Below are 19,678 nucleotides of genomic sequence, written 5' to 3'. Positions count from 1 at the left end.
CACCATCCCGCAAGAAATCTTCGGCAGTCCAGAATTAATGCGTGACATCCTGAGAATTCTTGTGATAGGTTACTTTTTGTCACTGCACATATCGAGCCTGTTGAAAGGAGGGGCACCATGACAATCACAGACATGATGAGCGCGGAGGATCGCACCGGCGATCTCACTCCGTTCGGCTCAGGTGCCGCGGCAGCAGCTGCGACCCCCCTTCCAGGCGGTCGATTTGCCGGCCATCGGCGCTGACAGACGTTCATACGCTCTGAGCCGCATCCCTTGAGACAGCTGCTGCACAGCGTGCGTGCCGAGACCGGCACCAGCCTGTGAGCTGCGAGCAGCCTCTCGTCTGAGACTCTCCACACCAGCGCGAACTCCGTGCGAGCCGCTGGGCATTCTGGCGCATCGATCCCGTCGAGCGTGGATGTCTGCGGCAGCCCCGTCAGTCAAGCCCTGGCGCACACCACGTGCCGCCGCGCTGCTCTGATATTTCCCCCGCCTCTTCTGGGTATTTGCCTGCTATCGGCGCGCCCAAATGACACCTCATAGGAATAGCAATGTCTTCCATCAGTAATGCATATCAGTACAGTGTGCTGCAGCGCGCCGCGCTGGCGTTGGGATCGGTTCTGGTGCAGTGGGCGCAGGCTTCGGCCCGCCGCTCGGCCTCTGCGGACCGGGACCCGCAGTTGCTGCGGCAGATCGCCGAGCAGCGGCAGGCAGCGCAGCGTCGTCGGGACGAGGCCGCCGCGGGTCTGTACCTGATGCCCCGGCAGTTCTGACATCCGCGGCGGCCCTGGAGCGCTCATCCTGGCTCAGTGCCGGGGTGAGCGCTCCATCATCTGCCCCGCCAGCGCCAGCAGAAGCTCTTCACTGCGGTGGCCGCCGATCAGCTGAACCGACCAGCTCAGCCCGTCGTCGCTGGTGTGCACCGGCACGCTGACCGCCGGCAGGCCCAGCACATTGACCACGGAGCTGTACGGGGTGAACCGGCACTGCTCCAGATAGTTCTGCTCCGGTTCCAGGCCCGCAAACCAGCCCACCGGCGGAGGGACGCTGGCCAGCATGGGAGTCATCAGCACATCCCAGGGCCCCAGAATCTCCTCAGCAGAGTCGGCAAACTCCTGCAGTGCTCCCACTGCCGCCTGAGTATGGTCCTGCCCCCGGCTGCGCGCGGTCTCTACGAAGTGGCGGGTCAGCGGCTCCAAGACCTCGAGCTGCTCGTCGGAGAATGGGGCGTCCGCCAGCCCGGAGGTCCATAGGGCGCGGAAATTGTGGTGGTAGCCCCGCGGCCAGAACGGATCGGCCCCGGTGCAGTGGTCGGTTCCCTGCACCACGTGACCAGCCGCGGCCAAGGCGCTGATGCCGGCCTCCAGAGCCAGCACGGCGTCCTCAGCCAGCACAATATCCAGGTCCGGGGAGAACGGTGATTCCGTGGTCACCCCGATGCTCAGTGTGCCCAGACCGTCCTGCAGCGCCTGACGGACCCGGCGCATCGCCGGTCCCTCCGCCAGCTGCGCCGCAGACCGTGGCCGGCCGCGGGCGGGGGTGAAGCGGTGACCAGCCATCACATCGAACAGCAGGGCGGCGTCCTCGGCGCTGCTGGCCAGCGGACCGGAGGTCACCAGATTCCGCACCGAAGCGGACGGACCGTCATCGGGGAGCCGGCCCCGACCGGGCTTGAGGCCCACCAGACCACAGGCCGCAGCAGGGATCCGCACCGAGCCGCCGCCGTCGTTGCCGGGGGCGAAGGGAAGGATGCCGGCGGCCACGGCTGCGGCACCGCCGCCGGTGGATCCCCCGGGAGTGCGACTGGGGTCCAGGGGGTTCCGGGCCGGTTCGGCCAGCTGATTCTCCGTGTAGCAGGGAAGCCCGAACTCCGGCACCTGGGTCTTGCCGATGCTGATCGCCCCTGCGCGGTGAGTTCGCCCAGCCAACCGGTGGTCGGCGGCCGGCACATTCTCCGGCACCGCCCGAGTCCCCAGCCGCAGCGGCAGGCCCGCCACCGGCACCAGATCTTTGAACGCCGTCGGCAGGCCCGTCAGCGGAGCCCGTGCAGCGAGGTCCTGGGCAGCTGAGGATCCCCCGCGTCTGCGCAGCGCAGCCACTGTGGCGTCCTGCTGCTCCGCGCGGGCCAGGGCGAACTCCGGATCCAGTTCGGCGAAGGCACCGAGCCTGTGCAGAGTGGCCGCGGCAGTCAGCGCCGTCGAGGTCAGCTCCACGCAGGAGACCTCGCCGTGCAGCACCGCCGCACGCCAGTCCACGGCAGCGGCGGCCCGAAAATCAGCAAGGGACAGATCGGTGATGGGACTGAGGCGGCATCTGCGGAACTGGCGCTGCTGCATGAACTCACTCTATGGAATATCAGCGCCTGCGGGCAGACCCCCGGACTGCTGCACGCTACTCTGGTGCGGCAAGGACCCCGCCGACCGAGGAGGCTGCAGGTGCCGGACTTTGAGACTGTCCCCGCCGCGGAGGTGCCCGAGGACGCCGCCGTGCTGGACGTGCGTGAGGCCTATGAGTTTGAGGTGGGGCACGCCCCCGGGGCGGTGCATATCCCGGTGGATGAGGTTCCAGGACGCTACGACGCCGAACTCGACCCGGACGAGGACTACTACGTGATCTGCCGCACCGGAGGCCGCAGCGTGCAGATCGCCGAATGGCTCACCGCCCAGGGATTCTCTGTGGTCTATGTGGCCGGGGGGTATGACGCCTGGCTGAACGCGGGCCGCCCGCTGACCTCCGTCACCGGAGAGGAGCCGCGGATCCTGTGAGTCTGCGCTACTCCTATCTGGGGCCCTCAGGAACCTTCACCGAAGCGGCGCTGCTGCAGATGCCCGGAGCCGAGCAGGCTGAGCGGGTGCCGGCCGCCAGTGTGCTCTCGGCGCTGACCATGGTGGAGGATCACGACGTCGATGGCGCCGTGGTGCCGATCGAAAACTCGGTGGAGGGCGGGGTCACCGCCACGCTGGATGCCGTCTCGGTGGCCCACCACCTGCAGATCACTGCTGAGGCGCTGGTGCCGGTGACGTTCGTGCTGGCCGCGGCCGAACCGACCACGCTCAGCCGGATCGGGTCCATCGCCACCCATTCCCACGCATGGGCCCAGGTGCGCCGCTGGGCCGAGGCTTCGGCCCCGCATGCGGAGTTCGTGCCCGCCTCCTCCACCGCAGCGGCCGCGCACGGGCTGCTGCAGAGCCCGCCGGTGGCCGAATCCGCGATCTGCGCCCCGCTGGTGGCCGAGCAGCTGGGCCTGCACGTGGTCTCCTCAGGGATCGAAGACACTCCGGGGGCGGTGACCCGGTTCGTCCTGGTCACCAGGCCGCAGGAAGTGCCGCAGCCCACCGGGGCGGACAAGACCACGGTGATGATCCCGCTGCCGGAGGACCGCCCCGGGGCCCTGATGGAGATCCTGGAGCACTTCTCTACACGCGGGGTCAATATCTGCCGCATCGAATCCCGCCCCACCGGCAATGGGATAGGCGACTACTTCTTCTCCATGGACTTAGAGGGCCACATCGCCGAAGCCAGAGTCGGCGACGCGCTCGCCGGCATCCACCGGATCTCACCGCAGATCCGCTTCCTGGGCTCCTACCCACGCGCCGACGGGAAGCCCCAGCAGGTGCTTCCCGAGGTCTCTGAAGCGGCCTTCACGGCTGCTCAGTCCTGGGTGGCCTCGCTGCGTGGTCGCTGAGCGCAGCAGGGGACTGCAGCACCTCCGGGGAGACCCCGTGGACTATCAGCGAACCCGGAGCCACTTTCGCGCGCACCGAAATCACCTCGCCCACCGCATCGCCGTCGATCTGGAAGGGCATCGGCTCAGCCATGGTCAGCTTCCCGGCGCGGGCCTGACGCACCCGCATCACCGGGATCTCCGAGGAGAACCGCAGAGCGGTCTTCGCGACGATCCGCGCCCAGTCCAGCGCGTGGCGCGGGGTCAGCAGCACCGCGTCCATATGGCCGTCGTCGAAAGCGGCAGAAGGCACCAGCTCCATACCTGCCTGCAGCATCCCGCAGTTGGCCAGCAGCACTGACCGGACGCGGAAAGTGGCCGGGTCGCCGTCGTCGAGCTGGACGGTGACCGTCTGCCGGGGACCCATCACATGCCGCAGGCCCGCCTCCCCGTAGGCCAGCCAACCGGCCCGTTGCTTGAGCACCTCCCGGGTGTCGGCCATGACCTCGGCATCCAGCCCGCCGCCGGCGATCACCAGGGAGACCTCCCGTTCGGTCCGGCCCCCGGCGCGCTCCAAGGTCAGCACCAGAGTGTCCACCCGATGGCCGGTGCCGTGGATGGCCTCGGAGACGCAGGCGGCAAGATCATGACGGGGAAGCCCGATATTGCGGGCGAACAGATTCCCGGTCCCCAGCGGCACCACGCCCAGGGCAGTCTCGGTTCCGGCCAGTTCGGTGGCAACTGCCCGGATGGTGCCGTCCCCGCCGGCGGCGATCACCACATCGCAGCCGGACTCCAGCGCGCGGCGGGTCATCACATGCCCGGGGTCCTGGGCGGAGGAGGCCATGATCAGCGGGTCCGGCATACCGGCCTGTGCGCAGGCAGTGTGGATGAGCCGCACCGCCTCATCGGCGCTCTCTTTGGTGACGTTGACGACGACGCCGACCAGTCGCTGGTGCGGCTTCTTGGGATGGGCCGCCACAGCTTCGCCCACTTCAATCCGGTGCCGCAGCTCGGTGACCTGGGCACCGAGTGCACTGATCCGGGTGGCCTGCCAGGCGATGATCACCGTCAGCACGGCGATCACCGTCGCGGCAGCGATCAGCATCCATTCCCAGCCGGCGGCAGTCATGGGCCGAGTTTACCGACTACGCTAGGGGCGTGATCGACATCAAGGACCTCATCGACGACCCTGAGAAGTACAAGGCCAGCCAGCGTGCGCGTCAGGCGGATGAGTCCGCTGTGGACAAGCTCATCGCAGCGCATGAGGCTCGGTCTGCGGCCATCACTCGGTTCGAGACCCTGCGGGCTGAGCAGAAGGCCCACGGCAAGAAGGTGGCCCAGGCTGAGGGTGAGGCCAAGCAGCAGCTGCTGGCCGAGGTCAAGCAGCTGGCCGAGGAGGTCAAACGCGCCGAGGCCGCCTCCGCACAGGCGCAGGACCAGCTGCGCAGCCTGCAGGCGTCCTTCCCGAATCTCATCCACCCCGAGGTCCCGGCCGGCGGGGAGGAGGACTTCGTCACCCTGCGCACCGAAGGCACTCCCCGGGATTTCGCCGCCGAAGGGTTTGAGCCCAAGGATCACCTGGAGCTGGCCGAAGCGGTGGGCGCGGTGGACATGGAGCGCGGCGCCAAAGTCTCCGGCGCACGGTTCTACTTCCTGACCGGCATCGGTGCTCGGTTGGAGCTGGCCATGATGCAGATGGGGCTGGACCAGGCGCTTCAGGCCGGCTTCACGCCGATGATCACTCCGACTCTTGTCCGCCCTGAGGCGATGGCGGGCACCGGGTACCTGGAGGCCCACGACGACGTCTACCACCTCGAGCGTGACGATATGTACCTGGTGGGGACCTCCGAGGTGGCGCTGGCCGGATATCACGGCGACGAGATCCTGGACCTCTCCGGCGGGCCGAAGCGCTATGCCGGATGGTCCACCTGCTACCGGCGGGAGGCCGGCTCGCACGGCAAGGACACCCGAGGCATCATCCGGGTCCACCAGTTCAACAAGCTGGAGATGTTCGTCTACTGCCGCGAGGAGGACTCCATCGCCGAGCATGAGAAGCTGCTGGCCTGGGAGGAGCAGATGCTGCACAAGATGGAGCTGCCCTACCGGGTGATCGACACCGCCGCCGGGGATCTGGGTCTCTCTGCGGCCCGCAAGTTCGACTGCGAAGCCTGGGTGCCCTCCCAGGGCACCTACCGGGAGCTGACCTCCACCTCCGACACCACCACGTTCCAGGCGCGGCGGCTGAACATCCGCGAACGCACTGTGAACCCGGACGGCTCCAAAGGCGCCACCCGTCCGGTGGCGACCCTCAATGGGACCCTGACCACTACGCGCTGGCTGGTGGCCATCCTGGAGAACCATCAGCAGGCCGACGGCTCCATCCGGGTGCCTGAGGCTCTGCGCGGCTACCTCGGCGGCCTGGAGGTCATCGAGCCGCTGGGCTGAACGCCGGGCAGCGCTGACCGGCACAGCAGCATCAACTGCACTGCCAGAGAACATTCAGCCATCTTTCAGGTGCGGCCGGAAGCATCGGGAGATGAGCGACGTCTCCGAGATGTAGGAGGGTGGACATGACTCAGAAGAATGCGGACTACACCGTTCCCGGCCTGGGCAAGGACAACGGCGAGGAGATCGCCGGACTCCTGCAGGGACGGCTGCATGCGCTCAACGATCTGCAGTTGGTGCTCAAGCACGTGCACTGGAACGTGGTCGGCCCCAACTTCATTGCGGTCCACGAGATGCTCGACCCCCAGACCGTCACGGTGCGGGGATTCGTCGACGAGATCGCTGAGCGCATGGCGACCCTGGGCACTGCGCCCTCTGGGCTGGCCGGCGAGCTGGTCTCCGAGCGAACCTGGAACGACTATCCGCTGTTCAAGGCCGACGTCGCCGACCACCTCAAGGAACTGGACAAGGTCTATACCGGACTCATTGAGGACCACCGCCAGGTGATGAGCAAGGTGGGCGACACCGACCCGATCACCGAGGACATTCTGATCGGCCAGATCAAGGAGCTGGAGCAGTTCCAGTGGTTCATCCGCAGCCACTTGGAGAAGATCAGCTAGCTCTACGGCCCCGCCGGTGCCCCGCGGCCTTCAGCAGGCCGGCGGGGCAGATGCGGCACAGACAGTCTGAAGCGCGCCCGGGTGCGGAGGCTCAGCACTCCGCTCCCGGGCGCTGCTGTGCCTGCCCGGCGTCGCCCTACTCCGTCTCCGCCGCTGACTCTGAGGAGAACCAACAGGCGGCGCTGCGCTATCTCGACGAGCACCTTTTCAACGAGGAATATGTGGACCGAATGCTGGAGACCGGCAACATTCCGCCCCTTCAAGGCTTGGGCGAAGAGATCGAGCAGGCCGAGAGCAGCGAGTTCCTGGGCTATGTCTACGATTCTGTGCGGCAGGCTCCCAGCTTCCAGCTCTCCTGGGACCAAGCAGTCGATCCAAGTCAGGAGCAGGCGCTGCTGGAGAATCTCGATCTGGAGTTTCAGCAGGAGATCACCCCTGAGCAGTTCGCTGAGAATATGAATGCCACCCAGCCAGAGGCGTGAGGGGTGTGATCTGGTTGACACCCACCCCGGGACTATTTAGTCTTTCGGCAAGACGAAAAGGGATCACTCGTAACCTGCAGCGTCCCACCCCAGCGCGCGCGACTGACGGGCCTGGTAGACGGACCGTCGCGCCGCCGTCCTGGTGCGGGACCTGCGACATGGAGAAAGGAATAACACGATGACGCGTCACCGGAAGATTCGCACCGGCACCGCCGGACTGGCTGCAGCCTCACTGCTGGCCCTGACCGCCTGCGGAGGCGGCGGCGGGGGAGAGGGCGCCAATGCCTGGATCCTCACCGGAGGGGGCTGGCCCGCTATCGAGGAGGACCTCGACCGCTTCAACGAGTCCCATGATGAGGACATCAGCGTCGAAGCCATGGAGAACGACGCCTATAAGCAGCAGATCCGCACTGCTGTGGGATCCGGCGACGCTCCCACGCTGATTATGTCCTGGACCGGCGGGACGCTGCTGGAATACGTGGAGGAAGACCGCGTGGTGCCCCTGGACGACCACGTCGGGGAGCTCCAGGAGCGTGTCCACGAGTCCGTCTGGCAGAACGGCGTCGTCGACGACTCCGTCTACGCCGTGCCCATGAACGACGTGCAGCCAGTGGTGCTCTACTACAACCAGGACGTCCTGGATGAGCATGGGCTGGAGGTGCCGGAGACCTGGAGCGACGTGGAGGAGATCGTCGACACTCTCGCCGACGTCGAGGATGTCGACGCTTTCTCCCTGGCCGGCGGTTCCATCTGGCCGGCACTGATGTGGCTGCAGTACCTCACGGACCGCCACGGCGGGGAAGGCGTATTCGCCTCTGTGGTGGAGGGCGAAGAGGGAGCCTGGGACAACGAATCCATCCTCTTCGCGCTGGAGACCCTCCAGGAGCTGGGTGAGGAAGGCTTCGTCGACAACTACAACGCCGTCGACGCCGCACAGAATGAGGATGCTCAGCTGCTGGCCGATGGCCGCGCAGCGTTCCTGCTGCAGGGCTCGTGGGTCTATGCCACGATCAACCAGGACTTCCCCGAGTTCGCGGACTCCGGTGCTTTCGGCTACGCCCCCTTCCCGCAGTTGGAGGACGGTGCTGGTGACCCGAGCAATATCGTCGGCAATCCGGCCAATTTCTGGTCGGTCTCCGCTGACGCCTCCGAGGAAGCGCAGCAGGTCGCGTTCGACTACCTCTCCGAGCACCTCTACAACGACGAGGCGGTCGACGACATGCTCAATGCCGGATCTCTGCCGCCGCTCAATGATGTGGAAGACCGCATCGCCGGCACAGAGGCCGAGGACTTCCTGACCTTCGCCAACGACTTGGTCGGCGAGGCGAACCACTTCCAGCTCTCCTGGGACCAGGCGGTCCATCCTGATCAGCAGCAGCCGCTGATGGACAATGTGGCAGCCATCCTGCAGGGCAATATGACCCCGCAGGAGTTCGTGGACGATATGAACGCCCGGCAGTGATGCGGGCCTGAGAGCCGAAAGGCACCGACCAACTTCGTATGTTTGATACTGCCTCGTCTGCCTCCGGGGCCAGGGCCGCCGGCCGGCGCCGTCAGGGACCCAGCTTCCTGATGGCGCTGCCGGCCGTCCTGTTCTTCGGCTTCTTCGCACTGGTGCCCCTGATTGGGGTCCTGCTGATCTCCTTCATGGAGTGGAACGTGCTGTCCAGCCCCACGTGGGTGGGACTGGACAACTGGGACACTGTGATCAGCGACCGCCCCTTCACATGGCGGGCACTCACCCTGACCGGCATCTTCGTCCTGGGGTCCTATCTCTTCCAAGCACCGGTGGCGCTGCTGCTGGGCGTGTTCATGGCCGGCCAGCAGCGCTACCGCGCATTGCTGGCGGTGCTGTACTTTCTTCCGCTGCTGTTCAGCTCAGTGGCGGTTGGACTGACCTTCCAGTCGCTGCTGAGCCCCTACTACGGCATCTCAGCCGCTCTGCCGTTCGACTGGCTTCCCAGCGACTGGCTGTCCAACAGCGATCTGGTCATGTACGTGATGATCTTCGTGGTCGGCTGGTGCTTCATCCCCTTCCACGCGCTGCTCTACCAGGCCGGCGTGCGGCAGATCCCCACTGACATGTATGAGGCGGCAACCATCGACGGCGCGGGGCGGATCAGGCGCTTCTTCTCCATCACACTGCCTCAGCTGCGCTACACCATCATCACCTCCTCCACCCTGATGCTGGTGGGGTCGCTGACCTACTTCGACCTGATCTACGTGCTCACCGGCGGGCAGCCGCAGGACGCGGTGCGGATTCTGCCGCTGGACATGTACATCACCGGATTCGGGGCCAATAACCTGGGGCACGCCTCAGTGATCGCTGTGTTCCTGGTGGCCATCGGCCTGACCATGTCGCTGCTGCTCAACAAGATCTCCGGCTCCACAAAGATGGAGTCTGACAAGGCAGGTGCCTAGAGCTATGACACATGCAGCATCATCCACCGCAGCAACCCCCGATGCCGGTCAGGCGCTGGAGCTCACCCAGCCTGCCGGTGGAGCGCGCGGGGCCGGGCGTCCTGCCCGGACGGGAACCCGCAAACCGGGGGAGCGGCCGAACCTGATCGCCGGAGCTTTCGGCTGGTTCTGGCTGGCCGTGATCATCCTGCCGATCTACTACATCGTCATCACCTCATTCCGCACCAGCCAGGATCTGCGCGCCAATAACCAGCTGGTGCCCAGCAGTGAGCCGACCGTCGCGCCGTTCATACGCGTCATCGAGAATGATTTCTTTCAGTTCTTCCTCAACTCGGTGATCGTGACGGTCTCCACGGTCGCAGTGGTCCTCGCCGTCTCCCTGATGGCTGCCTACTACATCACCCGGTCCACCTCGCTGGGCGGCAGCCGGCTCTTTCAGCTGATCCTGCTGGGCATCGCGATCCCGGTTCAGGCCACTATCATCCCGGTGTACTACCTGATCCGGGAGCTGGGTCTCTATGACACCCTGTGGGCGCTGATCCTGCCGCAGATCGCCTTCGCGATCCCGCTGAGCGTGCTGATCATCGTCAACTTCGTACGTGACATCCCCAATGAGCTCTTCGAATCGATGCGGGTCGACGGCGCCGGGGAGTGGAAGATCCTGGGCAGTCTGGTGCTGCCGATGTCCAAGCCGGCGCTGATGACTGTGGGGATCTACCAGGCGCTTCAGGTCTGGAACGGATTCCTCTTTCCGCTGGTGCTCACCCAATCCCGCGATGTGCGCGTGCTGCCGCTCTCGCTGTGGGAGTATCAGGGACAGTTCGGCGTCGATGTTCCCGCGACCCTGGCCGCCGTGGTGCTCTCAGCAGTGCCGCTGCTGATCGCCTACATTGTGGGACGCCGCTACATTGTGGCCGGTCTGACCGCAGGATTCAGCAAGTGAATGCACACCCGAGCGCCCGCTCCCGCTGCACCGGTCATTTCTGCCGCTGATTGACGCCGCACGCGCGGGAATTAGCGGCACAAGTGGCCATTGGAACCAGAACGAAGGAGACTGACTATGACCCAGCGTGCGGCCGAACATGTGACCGGACCGTGGAACGACCCCGAACTGCCCGTCGACGAGAGGGTGGAGTCCCTGCTGGGCCAGATGACCCTGGAGGAGAAGGTCTCCCAGCTCGGCTCGCATTGGGAGATGCGCGAGGATGAGGAGGCTCAGGGCGAAGTCGCTCCCATGGAGGACGCCATGTCCTCGGGCAAACTGCCCTTCGAGCGCGAGATCGTCGACGGCGAAGGCCACCTGACCAGAACCTACGGCACCGTCGCGCTCTCGGTGCCGGAGGGGGCTGCTGATCTGCGCCGACGGCAGGCCGCCATTGTGGAGGCCAACCGGTTCGGCATCCCTGCCATCGCCCACGAGGAGTGCCTGACCGGCTACACCGCCTATCAGGCCACGGTCTACCCCACCTCGCTGGCTTGGGGCGCGACCTTCAACCCGGAGCTGATCGAGCAGATGGCCGCGGCCATCGGGCGGGATATGGCCGCCACCGGCGTCCAGCAGGGCCTCTCCCCGGTGCTGGACGTGGTCCGCGACGCACGCTGGGGCCGGGTCGAGGAGACGATGGGCGAGGACCCCTACGTGGTGGGCACACTGGGCACCGCCTACGTCAAAGGTCTGCAGTCAGCCGGAATCATCGCCACCCTCAAGCACTTCGCCGGCTACGCGGCATCCCGGGCCGCCCGCAACCACGCCCCGGTGCATATGGGCCGCCGCGAGCTGATGGATCTGATCTTCTTCCCCTTTGAGATGGCAGTCCGCGAGGGCAAGGTCGGCTCAGTGATGAACTCGTATGCCGACATCGACGGCGAGGCGCCGGCGGCGTCGAAATGGCTGCTCACCGACGTGCTGCGGGACCAGTGGGGCTTCGACGGCACAGTCGTGGCCGACTACTGGTCCGTAGCCTTCCTGGAGAAGATGCACCGGGTGGCAGTCGACCAGGCCGACGCCGCACGGCTGGCGATCTCCGCCGGGCTGGATGTGGAGCTTCCGCACACCGGCGGCTACCGCACTCTCTCCCAGCAGGTGCGCGAGGGACGCATCGACGAGGCCGTGATCGACCGTTCGGTGAGGCGGGTGCTGCGTCAGAAGGTGGAGCTGGGTCTGCTGGACCTCACCGAGGACGGAAAGCCGTGGCAGCCTCAGATCGACGAGTCGGTGGATCTGGACTCGGAGTCCAACCGGCGCCTGGCCCGCCGGGTGGCCGCCGAGTCGCTGGTGCTGGTGAAGAACGACGGCGGCACACTGCCGGCGGCTCCTGAGGAGCTGGCCGGCAAGCGGATCGCGGTGGTGGGCCCCTCGGCGGATGAGCCGCGCACCATGATGGGCTGCTATTCCTTCCCCAACCACGTGCTGGCGAAGTATCCGGCCGGCACATTCCCGCACAAGGGAATCGGTCTGCCGATGCCCACAATCCTGGAATCGCTGCGGCAGGCCTACGCCGATTCGGAGGTCACCTACAGCGTCGGCGCGGCGATTGTGGAGCACGACGCCTCGCAGATCGAGCAGGCGGCCCGGGCTGCAGCGGAAGCTGATATGGCCGTGGTGACGGTCGGAGACGTGGCCGGCATGTTCGGCGCCGGCACATCCGGCGAAGGATGCGATGCAGAGGACCTGCGTCTGCCCGGGGCGCAGCAGGAGCTGGTGGAGGCAGTGCTGGCCACCGGCACTCCCACTGTGCTGGTTGTCATCTCCGGGCGCCCCTACGCGCTGGGTGACGTGGCCGAGAAGTGCGCAGCCATTGTGCAGGGCTTCTTCCCCGGGGAGGAGGGCGGCCCTGCTGTGGCGGATCTGCTCACCGGCACCGCCGAACCCGCCGGCCGGCTGCCCATCAGCATTCCCGCCGCACCGGGTGGCCAGCCCTCCGGCTACATCGCCGCGCCCCTGGGCCAGAACAGCCAGGGAGTCTCCAATCTGGACCCGACACCGCTGTATCCCTTCGGGCACGGGCTGAGCTACACCACTGTGGAGTACTCCGACCTGTCCATCGAGTCTGAGGAGATCGCGGTGGACGGGACGGTGAACATCTCCGCCCGGGTGACCAACACGGGGCAGCGGCCGGCCAGCGAGGTGGTGCAGATCTACTTCGGAGACCGCAACGCCCAGGTGGCACGGCCGGTGCGCCAGCTGCTCTCCTACGCGCGGGTTGAGCTGCAGCCCGGGGAGACCAAGGAGGTCACCTTCTGGGTGCACGCAGACCGCTTCGCCTTCACCGGGCTGGACTACACCCGCATTGTGGAGCCCGGTGCGATCGACATCTGGGTCGGCCCCTCGTCCGGGGACCTGCCCCTGTCCGGTGAGCTGCTGCTGGTGGGCCAGACCCGCGAGGTCACCGGAGATCGGGTGATGACCACGCCGGCGCGCATCAGCTGATCACGGCGGCGTCGTGCGGGGTCACACGCGGTCTCCGGCATCGGTGCTGCCGGTAGATTCGTGCCTATGACCGATCAGAGCCCTACTCCCGCTGAGCTGCTCGCCGCCCGCTACGGTTCCGACCCCGGATTCGATCCGCCGCAGTGGAACCAGACGCTGACCACGCTGCTGCAGCACCGCTCGGTGCGCCGCTGGCTGGACCGTCCGGTCTCGGAGGACACCATCCGCACCATCGTCGCGGCGGCGCAGTCGGCCTCGACCAGTTCGAATAAGCAGATCGTCTCAGTGGTGGCAGTGCGCGATGCAGAGCAGAAGCGAGCCCTGGCGGAGGTGGGAGGACCGCGGCAGGCCGCGCATATCTCCACTGCGCCGGTGGTGCTCGTGTGGCTGATCGACACCTCTCGGATCCGCGCCTCGGTGGAACGGGCGCGGAGGGAGAAGCCGGTGATCGAATACACCGCTGCGGAGTACCTCGACGAGGTGCTGGTGGGCGCCTGCGATGTAGGCATCAATGCGCAGAACGCGGTGATCGCGGCCCGCTCCCTGGGGTTGGGAACCTGCTTCCTCGGCTCGCTGCGCAACGACGCCGAACGGGTGGGGGAGATCATCGGCGCCCCGGAGCACGTGGTGCCCTTTGTGGGCCTGGAGATCGGCTATGCGGACCCGGAGGAGCCGGCCGGGGTCAAGCCGCGCATCCCGCAGGGGGCCTATCTTCACTGGGACCGCTACGACGCCGACGCCGCCACCGATGTGGGTGAGTATGACCGTATCCTGGCCGACTACTTCGCCCAGTATGACCAGCCCGGCTCCTGGTCCGCGGGGCTGGTCTCCCGGGTCGGGCCCAAGGCGGTGAAGGTGGCCAAGCGTCACCTGCTGCGAGGGGTGTTCGAACGTGCCGGATTCAGCCTGAAGTAGCGCTGCTCACGTCACCGGCCCGCTGCCGGGCTCCACGAGGTCGGCGTGGATCTGGATGATCATCGGCCGCACGATGCGGGCCAGCAGCACCAGCATGAATGAGGCCAGCAGAAGCAGCACCCAGTCGGACCAGAAGAACACGACTGCTCCGGCGAGGATGGTGGTGCTGATGATGCCCAGTGCTCCCAGCGGGGCAGAGGCTGTCCCGTACATCACTACGCTGAACAGGTCGCGGGTGCGGAAGGTGAAGTTGGCTACGATCACCAGCAGGGCCACCGCGACGATCGCCGCTGCGCAGGCAATGATGATGCCGCCGAGGATGAAGACCCTCGGCACGTCGGCGTAGGCGGTGTTAAAGGCCACCAGCGCGCACAGCGCCACTGCCGGGGTCCAGACGATCATCGACTGTTTGAACGACTCGATCCAGCCCTTCCAGAACCGCAGCCACGGCACAATGTCCTGGTCTGCGCGCCAGGCGTAGATGCCCGCTGAGATGGCGGGACCGAAGAACAGCGCGAACCCCGCGTAGAGCGGGATATTGCTCGGATGCCGCTCGATGAACCGGCCTGGGAATGATGGAGGCTCGGTGAATCAGGCTGCAGCGGTGTTGCTGCGGTCTTGGTGAGCATCATAGTAGGCCTGCTCGAACTCCTCCGGGGGGATGTCTGCGAGGCCGCCGTGCAGGCGTTGGTGGTTGTACCAGTAGACCCACTCGGCGGTGGCGGCCTCGACCTGTCTCCACGAGGACCAGGTGGACCTCTCGTGGTCGATGACCTCGACCTTGTAGAGCCCGATCGTGGACTCCATCAGCGCATTGTCCAGCGCGTCCCCGACTGATCCGATGGACCCGGTGATGCCTGCCTCGGCCAGCGCCTCGGTGAAGGCCAACGACGTGTATTGCTCGGATTCAACTGGTCGTAGCAACACCTTGATCATGGAGGTGTGCAATGGGAAGACCATCAGCATGGGTGCAACAGTTCACAGGCCGTTCAGCGATGAAGTCGCCGGGGGCTCCGTCTCATCGGCAGGAGGTCGAACGAGAGTTCTGGAAGCACATCGCCACCGGGATCGCCGATGGATGTCGGCCGGGAGTACTGTCAGCCGCGCAGATGAGGGGCGACCGAGCGGCTGAAGGCCTCAGCGGTGCGAGCCGCGGTGACGGCGGGGTCCTGGTCCCAGATGGCTGCGTGGAAGATCTCCACCTCAATATCGCCGCGGTAGCCGGTGTCCTCCACCGCCCGGGTCATCGCAGATAAGTCGATGACGCCGTCGCCGGGGAGATGGCGGCTCAGCAGCACGTCCTCTTCCAGCGGTGTGCGCCAGTCGCAGACCTGGTAGGTGGCGATGCGCCCGGCCGCACCAGCGCGGCGGATCTGGGCATAGACTGCCGGGTCCCACCAGATGTGGAAGGAGTCCACCACCACACCGACGTGCTGCGACGCGGTCTCCTCGGCCAGGTCCAGGGCCTGCGCCAAGGTGGAGATCACGGCCCGGTCTGAGGCGTACATCGGGTGCAGCGGCTCGATCGCCAGGGTGACCCCGGCCCCGGCTGCAGCCGGGATGAGCTGACTCAGCCCGTCGAAGAATCGCTGCCGGGCGGCCTCGATGGTTCCGCCGGCCGGTATGCCTCCCGCCACCAGCACCAGCACCGGTGCCGAGCCGTCGGCCCCAGCCTCCGCCAGGGCGGCGGTCTCCTCGATGGCGCGCCTATTGTCCTCCACAGAGGCGGCGAACTCCTCGTCGTCATCGGTGGTGAGGAAGCCGCCGCGGCACAGGCTGGAGAAGCGCAGCCCAGAGCTGCGCAGCGCAGCGCAGGCCGCCTCGAGGCCCACCTCCGCCACCGGTTCGCGCCACAGCCCGATGCTGCCGATCCCCGCCTCGGCGGTGACCTTCAGGGCTTGGTCCAGCGACGCGTGCTTGATGGTGGCTTGGTTCAGCGACAGGCGAGGGTGTGCGCTGCTCATCAGGCGCCTCCGATTCCATGCAGATCCAGCAGCTGGTGCCACCGGGCGTGGGCAAATTCAGGCTTCTCCAGTGCGCCGCAGTCATTGGCCAGCTCCACGATGCGGCTCAGATGCGGCAGGCTGCGTGCGGCATGCAGGCCGCCGACCATCGCCGGGCTGGCCTGGTGACCGTTGAGCCAGGAGAGGAAGGCCACCCCGGTCTTGTAGTAGAAGGTCGGCACGGCGAAGACCTGCCGGCTCAGCTCCTGGGTGGGCAGCAGGATCCGCCGGTACAGATCATGGTCTCCGGCGTCGAGGGCCTGCACTGCGGCTGAGGCATTCGGTGCCAGCACGCTGAAGGCGCCCAGCAGGGCGTCGGAGTAGCGGCCGTCGTCGTCGGTGTCGATCAGGCCCACGTAGTTGAAGTCATCGCCGGTGAACATAGTTGCGGTCTCCGGCAGCCGTGCACGCACTGCCTTCTCCGCCTCGGCGTCCAGCAGGCTCATCTTCACGCCGCTGACCTTCTGCGGGTGGGCCTCGATGATGCTGATCAGCGTCTCGGCCGCCTGGCGCCAGTCGGTGGAGCCGAAGTAGCCGCGCAGCTGCGGATCGAATGCCTCGCCCAGCCAGTGGATGATCACCGGGGTCTGGGCCTGCTGCAGCAGGCTGCCGTAGATTCGCCGGTAGTCCTCGGCGTCGCGGGCGGCGCGCGCCAGATGGCGGGAGGCCATCAGCACCGGGATGGCGCCGCGGGACTCGGCGAAGCTCAGCTGGCCCTGGTAGGCGGCTTCGATCTCATCCAGGGTCAAGTCCTGCTCTGTGCGGGCGTCGGTGTTGACGCCCACGGCCACCGAGGCGCCCTCCTCCTTGGCCACTGCCGCCGAGCGAGCGATCAGCTCCCGGGTGGCCTCGGCGTCCAGCCCCATATTGCGCTGGGCGGTGTCCATGGCGTCGGCCACACCCAGTCCCCAGGAGAACAGCTGACGCCGGTAGTTCAGCGTGGCGTCCCAGTCCAGCTCCGCCGGTTCGCCCGGCACCGTCTCGCTCAGCGGGTCGGGCACCACGTGGGCGGCGGCGAACAGGGTCCGGGAGGACAGCGGCTGCTCAGGGCGGCGGAAGTCCGGTGCGCTCAGCAGCGGGGCGGTGACCAGCTGGCGGTCGGCGTCGATGAGCCGCAGCTGCAGTCCGGTCTCACTACGGGTGCTCAGCGGATCGGTGCTCATGCTCCGGCCTCCTTCCCCGCGCCGGCGGAGAGCGCCTGGGCGTGCTCAGTCAGCGTGACGCGGCGGCCCTGCTCGTGGGAGGCCAGCGCGGCCTCGGCCAGCAGCATGCCGGCGGCTCCGGAGCGGAAGTCGAAGCGGTGCTCCCCGGCGCCGAGTACCGAGCGCAGGAACTCCACCCACTGGAGTTTGAAGCCGTTCTCCGGCTCCTCGTTCTGCGGAACCGGCTGCCAGGTGGCGGAGTAGTCGATGGGATCGGGGATATCCGGGTTCCACACCGGCTTCGGGGTGGCGTTGCGCTCCTGGATCTTGGCGGAGAACAGGCCGACGACGGCGGAGCCGCGGGTTCCGTCCACATGCAGCTCCACCAGCTCATCGCGGTTCACCCGAGTGGTCCAGGAGGAGTTGAACTGCACCAGCGGGCCGTCCTGCAGCTCGAAGATCGCGTAGGCGGCGTCGTCGGCGGTGGCGGTGTAGGTCTTGCCCGACTCATCGACTCGCTGCGGAATATGGGTGCGGGTGGTGGTGTAGACGGTTTCGATCTGACCGAAGAGGTTCTCGATGACGTAGTTCCAGTGCGGGAACATGTCCACCACAATGCCGCCGCCGTCCTCGCTTCGGTAGTTCCAGCTGGGCCGCTGGGCAGGCTGCCAGTCGCCTTCGAAGACCCAGTAGCCGAACTCGCCGCGGACCGAGAGGATCTCGCCGAAGAAGCCGGAGTCGATCAGACGGCGCAGCTTCAGCAGTCCGGGCAGGTAGAGCTTGTCGTGCACCACCCCGTTGTGGATGCCGGCGGCCTCGGCCTCCTCGGCCAGTGCCAGCGCCTCCGCATAGGACTCGGCGGTGGGCTTCTCGGTGTAGATGTGCTTGCCGGCTGCGATGGCCTTGCGGATGGCCGGTACGCGCAGCTGGGTGATCAGTGCATCAAAGTAGATGGGGAAGCCCTCGGTAGCCAGGGCCTCGTCCAGGTCGGTGGTCCAGCGCTCGATGCCGTGGGCGGCTGAGACTTCGGCGAGCTTCTCCGCGTTGCGGCCCACCAGCAGCAGCTCGATGGGGCGGCGGCTGCCATCGGGCAGCGGCACCCCGCCCTCGTCGCGCAGGGCCAGCAGGGAGCGCACTAGGTGCTGACGGTAGCCCATGCGCCCGGTGGCGCCGTTGACGATGATGCCAAGGGGTTCTGCGGTCATGTCCCCATCCGTTCTGCTTCAGCGCGTGAATACGTGGTGAATGCGTTCTCAGGTCAGGCCGGCAGCGGCCGGCAAGTCATCGGTGACGTGAGTCACAGCGTATGGGAAAGCGTTTACCGGCGCAAGTGCAGACCGTCATGCGGAGCAACGGGGGTCGGGGGAGTGAAGGGTCACAAGACGGCGGGCGGCTGGGCCTGCCGGGGGCGAGAGGGCCGCGCGGCGCAGACCCAGGACGGTCGGCGCCGCCAAGGTCGGCGCAGGCGCGCAGCTCAGCGCTGCGGAGTGGAACCGCGCAGGATGACCGAGGTTCCCAGCTGGAGGCTCTCGGGTGCGGGATCCTCGGCCAAAGCCAGCTTCACCGCGCGGTAGCCGGCCTCTTCGAGGGGGACGTCCACGGTGGTCAGCGCCGGGGTGACGTCCTCGGCCAGGGCAATGTTGTCGAATCCCGCCAGGGAGATGTCCTGCCCCGGGATCACACCGGCTGAGCGCATAGCGGTGGCGGCCCCGAAGGCCATCAGGTCGCTGGTGGCGAAGACGGTGTCCAGCTGAAGCTCCTCGCGGCGGCCCAGCAGCTCGGTCATGGCGGTGAAGCCGCCGTCGCGGGTGAACGGCGCCTCGGCGATCGCGCCGTCGGCCAGACTCAGACCGCGCTCGGCCAGCCCGTCGGTGAACCCGGCGATCCGGTCCACGTTGGTGCGCAGGCTCCGCCGGCCGGCAGCGATGCCGAAGCTGCGCCCGCCGCGGTCCACCAGCGCATGAGCCAGCTGCTTGGCGCCGTCGTAGTTCTGGATCTCCACCAGGTCGAAAGGGGAGGGGCCCTGGGAGATGAGCACCACGTGGCCGCCGGAGTCCCGGTAGGTCTGCAGCTGGTTCTCAATCTCGGCGGTCCGCTCATCGGGCTCCTGCCGGGAGCCGACCACAATGATCGCCCGCGGCCGCTGGGCGCGGAAGGTGCGGATCATCTCCAGCTCATCCTCGCTGCGGCGCTCCGAGGTGGCCATGGTGACCATCAGCCCAGCCTCCCGGGCCCCGGCCATCACCCCGGCGCTGATGGAGCTGAAGTACGGGTCGGCGATATCGCTGACCAGCACCGCCACCACCGGGGCGGCCCCCTTGACCACCGTCTGGGCGGAGAGGTTCGGCAGGTAGCCGAGCTCTTCGGCGGTCTGCGCCACCCGCTGGCGGATATCCTCGCTGACTTTGCGGGTACTGCCGTTGATGGCTCGGGATGCGGTGGCGATGGAGACTCCAGCGGCCGCGGCCACCTGGGCCAGGGTCACGTGGGTGCTGTGCGGCATAGCGGCTCCTGCAGGTCGTTTCGGCGTCGGATTCGGCAGGCGCTCACGCC

The 19,678-nt window shown here is 67.0% G+C and carries 18 protein-coding genes and 1 pseudogene; 11 read left to right on the top strand and 8 right to left on the bottom strand.

What is annotated here, in order from left to right:
* The first annotated feature begins 551 nt into the window (after positions 1–551).
* On the top strand, positions 552–773 hold the full coding sequence (locus Q1K09_RS07865) for a hypothetical protein (RefSeq protein WP_300344435.1): 222 nt from the start codon (positions 552–554) through the stop codon (positions 771–773).
* 33 nt (positions 774–806) lie between these two features.
* Here Q1K09_RS07865 and Q1K09_RS07860 read toward each other — a convergent pair whose 3' ends face one another.
* Positions 807–2,336 carry an amidase gene (locus Q1K09_RS07860; RefSeq protein WP_300344434.1) on the bottom strand — a complete coding sequence of 510 codons (1,530 nt, stop codon included), beginning with the start codon at positions 2,334–2,336 and terminating at the stop codon, positions 807–809.
* Between the two features lie 99 nt (positions 2,337–2,435).
* On the opposite strand from Q1K09_RS07860, the gene Q1K09_RS07855 reads away from it, so the two are divergent.
* Entirely contained in the window at positions 2,436–2,765 is a 330-nt protein-coding gene (locus tag Q1K09_RS07855; RefSeq protein ID WP_300344432.1) for a rhodanese-like domain-containing protein, read from the top strand.
* 2 nt (positions 2,766–2,767) lie between these two features.
* A complete protein-coding gene (gene pheA / locus Q1K09_RS07850) occupies positions 2,768–3,685 on the top strand; it encodes a prephenate dehydratase (protein WP_300344453.1) in 918 nt (305 codons plus the stop codon).
* On the opposite strand, the gene Q1K09_RS07845 is transcribed toward pheA, so the two are convergent.
* Positions 3,642–4,796 carry a diacylglycerol kinase family protein gene (locus tag Q1K09_RS07845; RefSeq protein WP_300344430.1) on the bottom strand — a complete coding sequence of 385 codons (1,155 nt, stop codon included), beginning with the start codon at positions 4,794–4,796 and terminating at the stop codon, positions 3,642–3,644. The two genes, pheA and Q1K09_RS07845, sit on opposite strands and share 44 nt — an antisense overlap.
* 29 nt (positions 4,797–4,825) lie before the next feature.
* On the opposite strand from Q1K09_RS07845, the gene serS reads away from it, so the two are divergent.
* From serS to Q1K09_RS07805, 8 genes are all read left to right on the top strand, one after another.
* On the top strand, positions 4,826–6,112 hold the full coding sequence (gene serS / locus Q1K09_RS07840) for a serine--tRNA ligase (RefSeq protein WP_300344429.1): 1,287 nt from the start codon (positions 4,826–4,828) through the stop codon (positions 6,110–6,112).
* A gap of 125 nt (positions 6,113–6,237) precedes the next feature.
* Positions 6,238–6,732 (top strand): DNA starvation/stationary phase protection protein, encoded by a 495-nt coding sequence (locus tag Q1K09_RS07835; RefSeq protein WP_300344428.1) that lies wholly within the window; start codon positions 6,238–6,240, stop codon positions 6,730–6,732.
* A 50-nt stretch (positions 6,733–6,782) separates the two neighbouring features.
* Positions 6,783–7,214, top strand: coding sequence for a hypothetical protein (locus Q1K09_RS07830; protein ID WP_300344426.1), 432 nt, complete (start codon positions 6,783–6,785; stop codon positions 7,212–7,214).
* Positions 7,215–7,392: 178 nt separating this feature from the next.
* Positions 7,393–8,676 (top strand): extracellular solute-binding protein, encoded by a 1,284-nt coding sequence (locus Q1K09_RS07825; protein WP_300344425.1) that lies wholly within the window; start codon positions 7,393–7,395, stop codon positions 8,674–8,676.
* 38 nt (positions 8,677–8,714) lie between these two features.
* Entirely contained in the window at positions 8,715–9,635 is a 921-nt protein-coding gene (locus Q1K09_RS07820) for a sugar ABC transporter permease (RefSeq protein ID WP_300344424.1), read from the top strand.
* A 4-nt stretch (positions 9,636–9,639) separates the two neighbouring features.
* Entirely contained in the window at positions 9,640–10,578 is a 939-nt protein-coding gene (locus Q1K09_RS07815; protein ID WP_300344423.1) for a carbohydrate ABC transporter permease, read from the top strand.
* A gap of 117 nt (positions 10,579–10,695) precedes the next feature.
* Positions 10,696–13,065: a glycoside hydrolase family 3 N-terminal domain-containing protein gene (locus tag Q1K09_RS07810; protein WP_300344422.1), complete on the top strand. Its 2,370-nt coding sequence runs from the start codon at positions 10,696–10,698 to the stop codon at positions 13,063–13,065.
* Positions 13,066–13,131: 66 nt separating this feature from the next.
* Positions 13,132–13,980, top strand: coding sequence for a nitroreductase family protein (locus Q1K09_RS07805; RefSeq protein ID WP_300344420.1), 849 nt, complete (start codon positions 13,132–13,134; stop codon positions 13,978–13,980).
* Between the two features lie 6 nt (positions 13,981–13,986).
* On the opposite strand, the gene Q1K09_RS07800 is transcribed toward Q1K09_RS07805, so the two are convergent.
* The 6 genes and pseudogenes from Q1K09_RS07800 to Q1K09_RS07775 form a co-directional block, all read right to left on the bottom strand.
* Entirely contained in the window at positions 13,987–14,433 is a 447-nt protein-coding gene (locus Q1K09_RS07800; RefSeq protein ID WP_366909179.1) for a hypothetical protein, read from the bottom strand.
* Between the two features lie 138 nt (positions 14,434–14,571).
* Positions 14,572–14,880, bottom strand: a pseudogene (locus tag Q1K09_RS07795) (integrase core domain-containing protein); the annotation flags it as partial.
* A gap of 197 nt (positions 14,881–15,077) precedes the next feature.
* Positions 15,078–15,944: a sugar phosphate isomerase/epimerase family protein gene (locus Q1K09_RS07790; RefSeq protein ID WP_300344419.1), complete on the bottom strand. Its 867-nt coding sequence runs from the start codon at positions 15,942–15,944 to the stop codon at positions 15,078–15,080.
* The gene (locus tag Q1K09_RS07785) at positions 15,944–17,146 is read right to left on the bottom strand and encodes a dihydrodipicolinate synthase family protein (protein WP_300344418.1); all 1,203 of its coding nucleotides are present in this window, start codon (positions 17,144–17,146) and stop codon (positions 15,944–15,946) included. The genes Q1K09_RS07790 and Q1K09_RS07785 overlap by 1 nt, the downstream gene beginning before the upstream one ends.
* Entirely contained in the window at positions 17,143–18,330 is a 1,188-nt protein-coding gene (locus tag Q1K09_RS07780; RefSeq protein WP_300344416.1) for a Gfo/Idh/MocA family oxidoreductase, read from the bottom strand. Before Q1K09_RS07780 ends, Q1K09_RS07785 begins: the two co-directional genes overlap by 4 nt.
* 269 nt (positions 18,331–18,599) lie before the next feature.
* A complete protein-coding gene (locus tag Q1K09_RS07775) occupies positions 18,600–19,628 on the bottom strand; it encodes a LacI family DNA-binding transcriptional regulator (RefSeq protein ID WP_300344414.1) in 1,029 nt (342 codons plus the stop codon).
* Between the last annotated feature and the right edge of the window lie 50 nt (positions 19,629–19,678).

Source organism: Nesterenkonia sp., assembly GCF_029265375.1.
GTDB lineage: Bacteria > Actinomycetota > Actinomycetes > Actinomycetales > Micrococcaceae > Nesterenkonia.
The sequence above is the reverse complement of the archived record's forward strand: the minus strand, read 5'-3'. Positions and strand labels throughout refer to the sequence as shown.

Bases quoted from the DNA above. Each gene is read 5' to 3' on its own strand.
- Q1K09_RS07780 (WP_300344416.1), bottom strand. From the start codon at position 18,330: ATGACCGCAGAACCCCTTGGCATCATCGTCAACGGCGCCACCGGGCGC.
- Q1K09_RS07860 (WP_300344434.1), bottom strand. From the start codon at position 2,336: ATGCAGCAGCGCCAGTTCCGCAGATGCCGCCTCAGTCCCATCACCGAT.
- Q1K09_RS07835 (WP_300344428.1), top strand. From the start codon at position 6,238: ATGACTCAGAAGAATGCGGACTACACCGTTCCCGGCCTGGGCAAGGAC.
- Q1K09_RS07785 (WP_300344418.1), bottom strand. From the start codon at position 17,146: ATGAGCACCGATCCGCTGAGCACCCGTAGTGAGACCGGACTGCAGCTG.
- Q1K09_RS07865 (WP_300344435.1), top strand. From the start codon at position 552: ATGTCTTCCATCAGTAATGCATATCAGTACAGTGTGCTGCAGCGCGCC.
- Q1K09_RS07830 (WP_300344426.1), top strand. From the start codon at position 6,783: ATGCGGCACAGACAGTCTGAAGCGCGCCCGGGTGCGGAGGCTCAGCAC.
- Q1K09_RS07805 (WP_300344420.1), top strand. From the start codon at position 13,132: ATGACCGATCAGAGCCCTACTCCCGCTGAGCTGCTCGCCGCCCGCTAC.
- Q1K09_RS07810 (WP_300344422.1), top strand. From the start codon at position 10,696: ATGACCCAGCGTGCGGCCGAACATGTGACCGGACCGTGGAACGACCCC.
- Q1K09_RS07815 (WP_300344423.1), top strand. From the start codon at position 9,640: ATGACACATGCAGCATCATCCACCGCAGCAACCCCCGATGCCGGTCAG.
- Q1K09_RS07790 (WP_300344419.1), bottom strand. From the start codon at position 15,944: ATGAGCAGCGCACACCCTCGCCTGTCGCTGAACCAAGCCACCATCAAG.
- Q1K09_RS07825 (WP_300344425.1), top strand. From the start codon at position 7,393: ATGACGCGTCACCGGAAGATTCGCACCGGCACCGCCGGACTGGCTGCA.
- Q1K09_RS07845 (WP_300344430.1), bottom strand. From the start codon at position 4,796: ATGACTGCCGCCGGCTGGGAATGGATGCTGATCGCTGCCGCGACGGTG.
- Q1K09_RS07775 (WP_300344414.1), bottom strand. From the start codon at position 19,628: ATGCCGCACAGCACCCACGTGACCCTGGCCCAGGTGGCCGCGGCCGCT.
- Q1K09_RS07820 (WP_300344424.1), top strand. From the start codon at position 8,715: ATGTTTGATACTGCCTCGTCTGCCTCCGGGGCCAGGGCCGCCGGCCGG.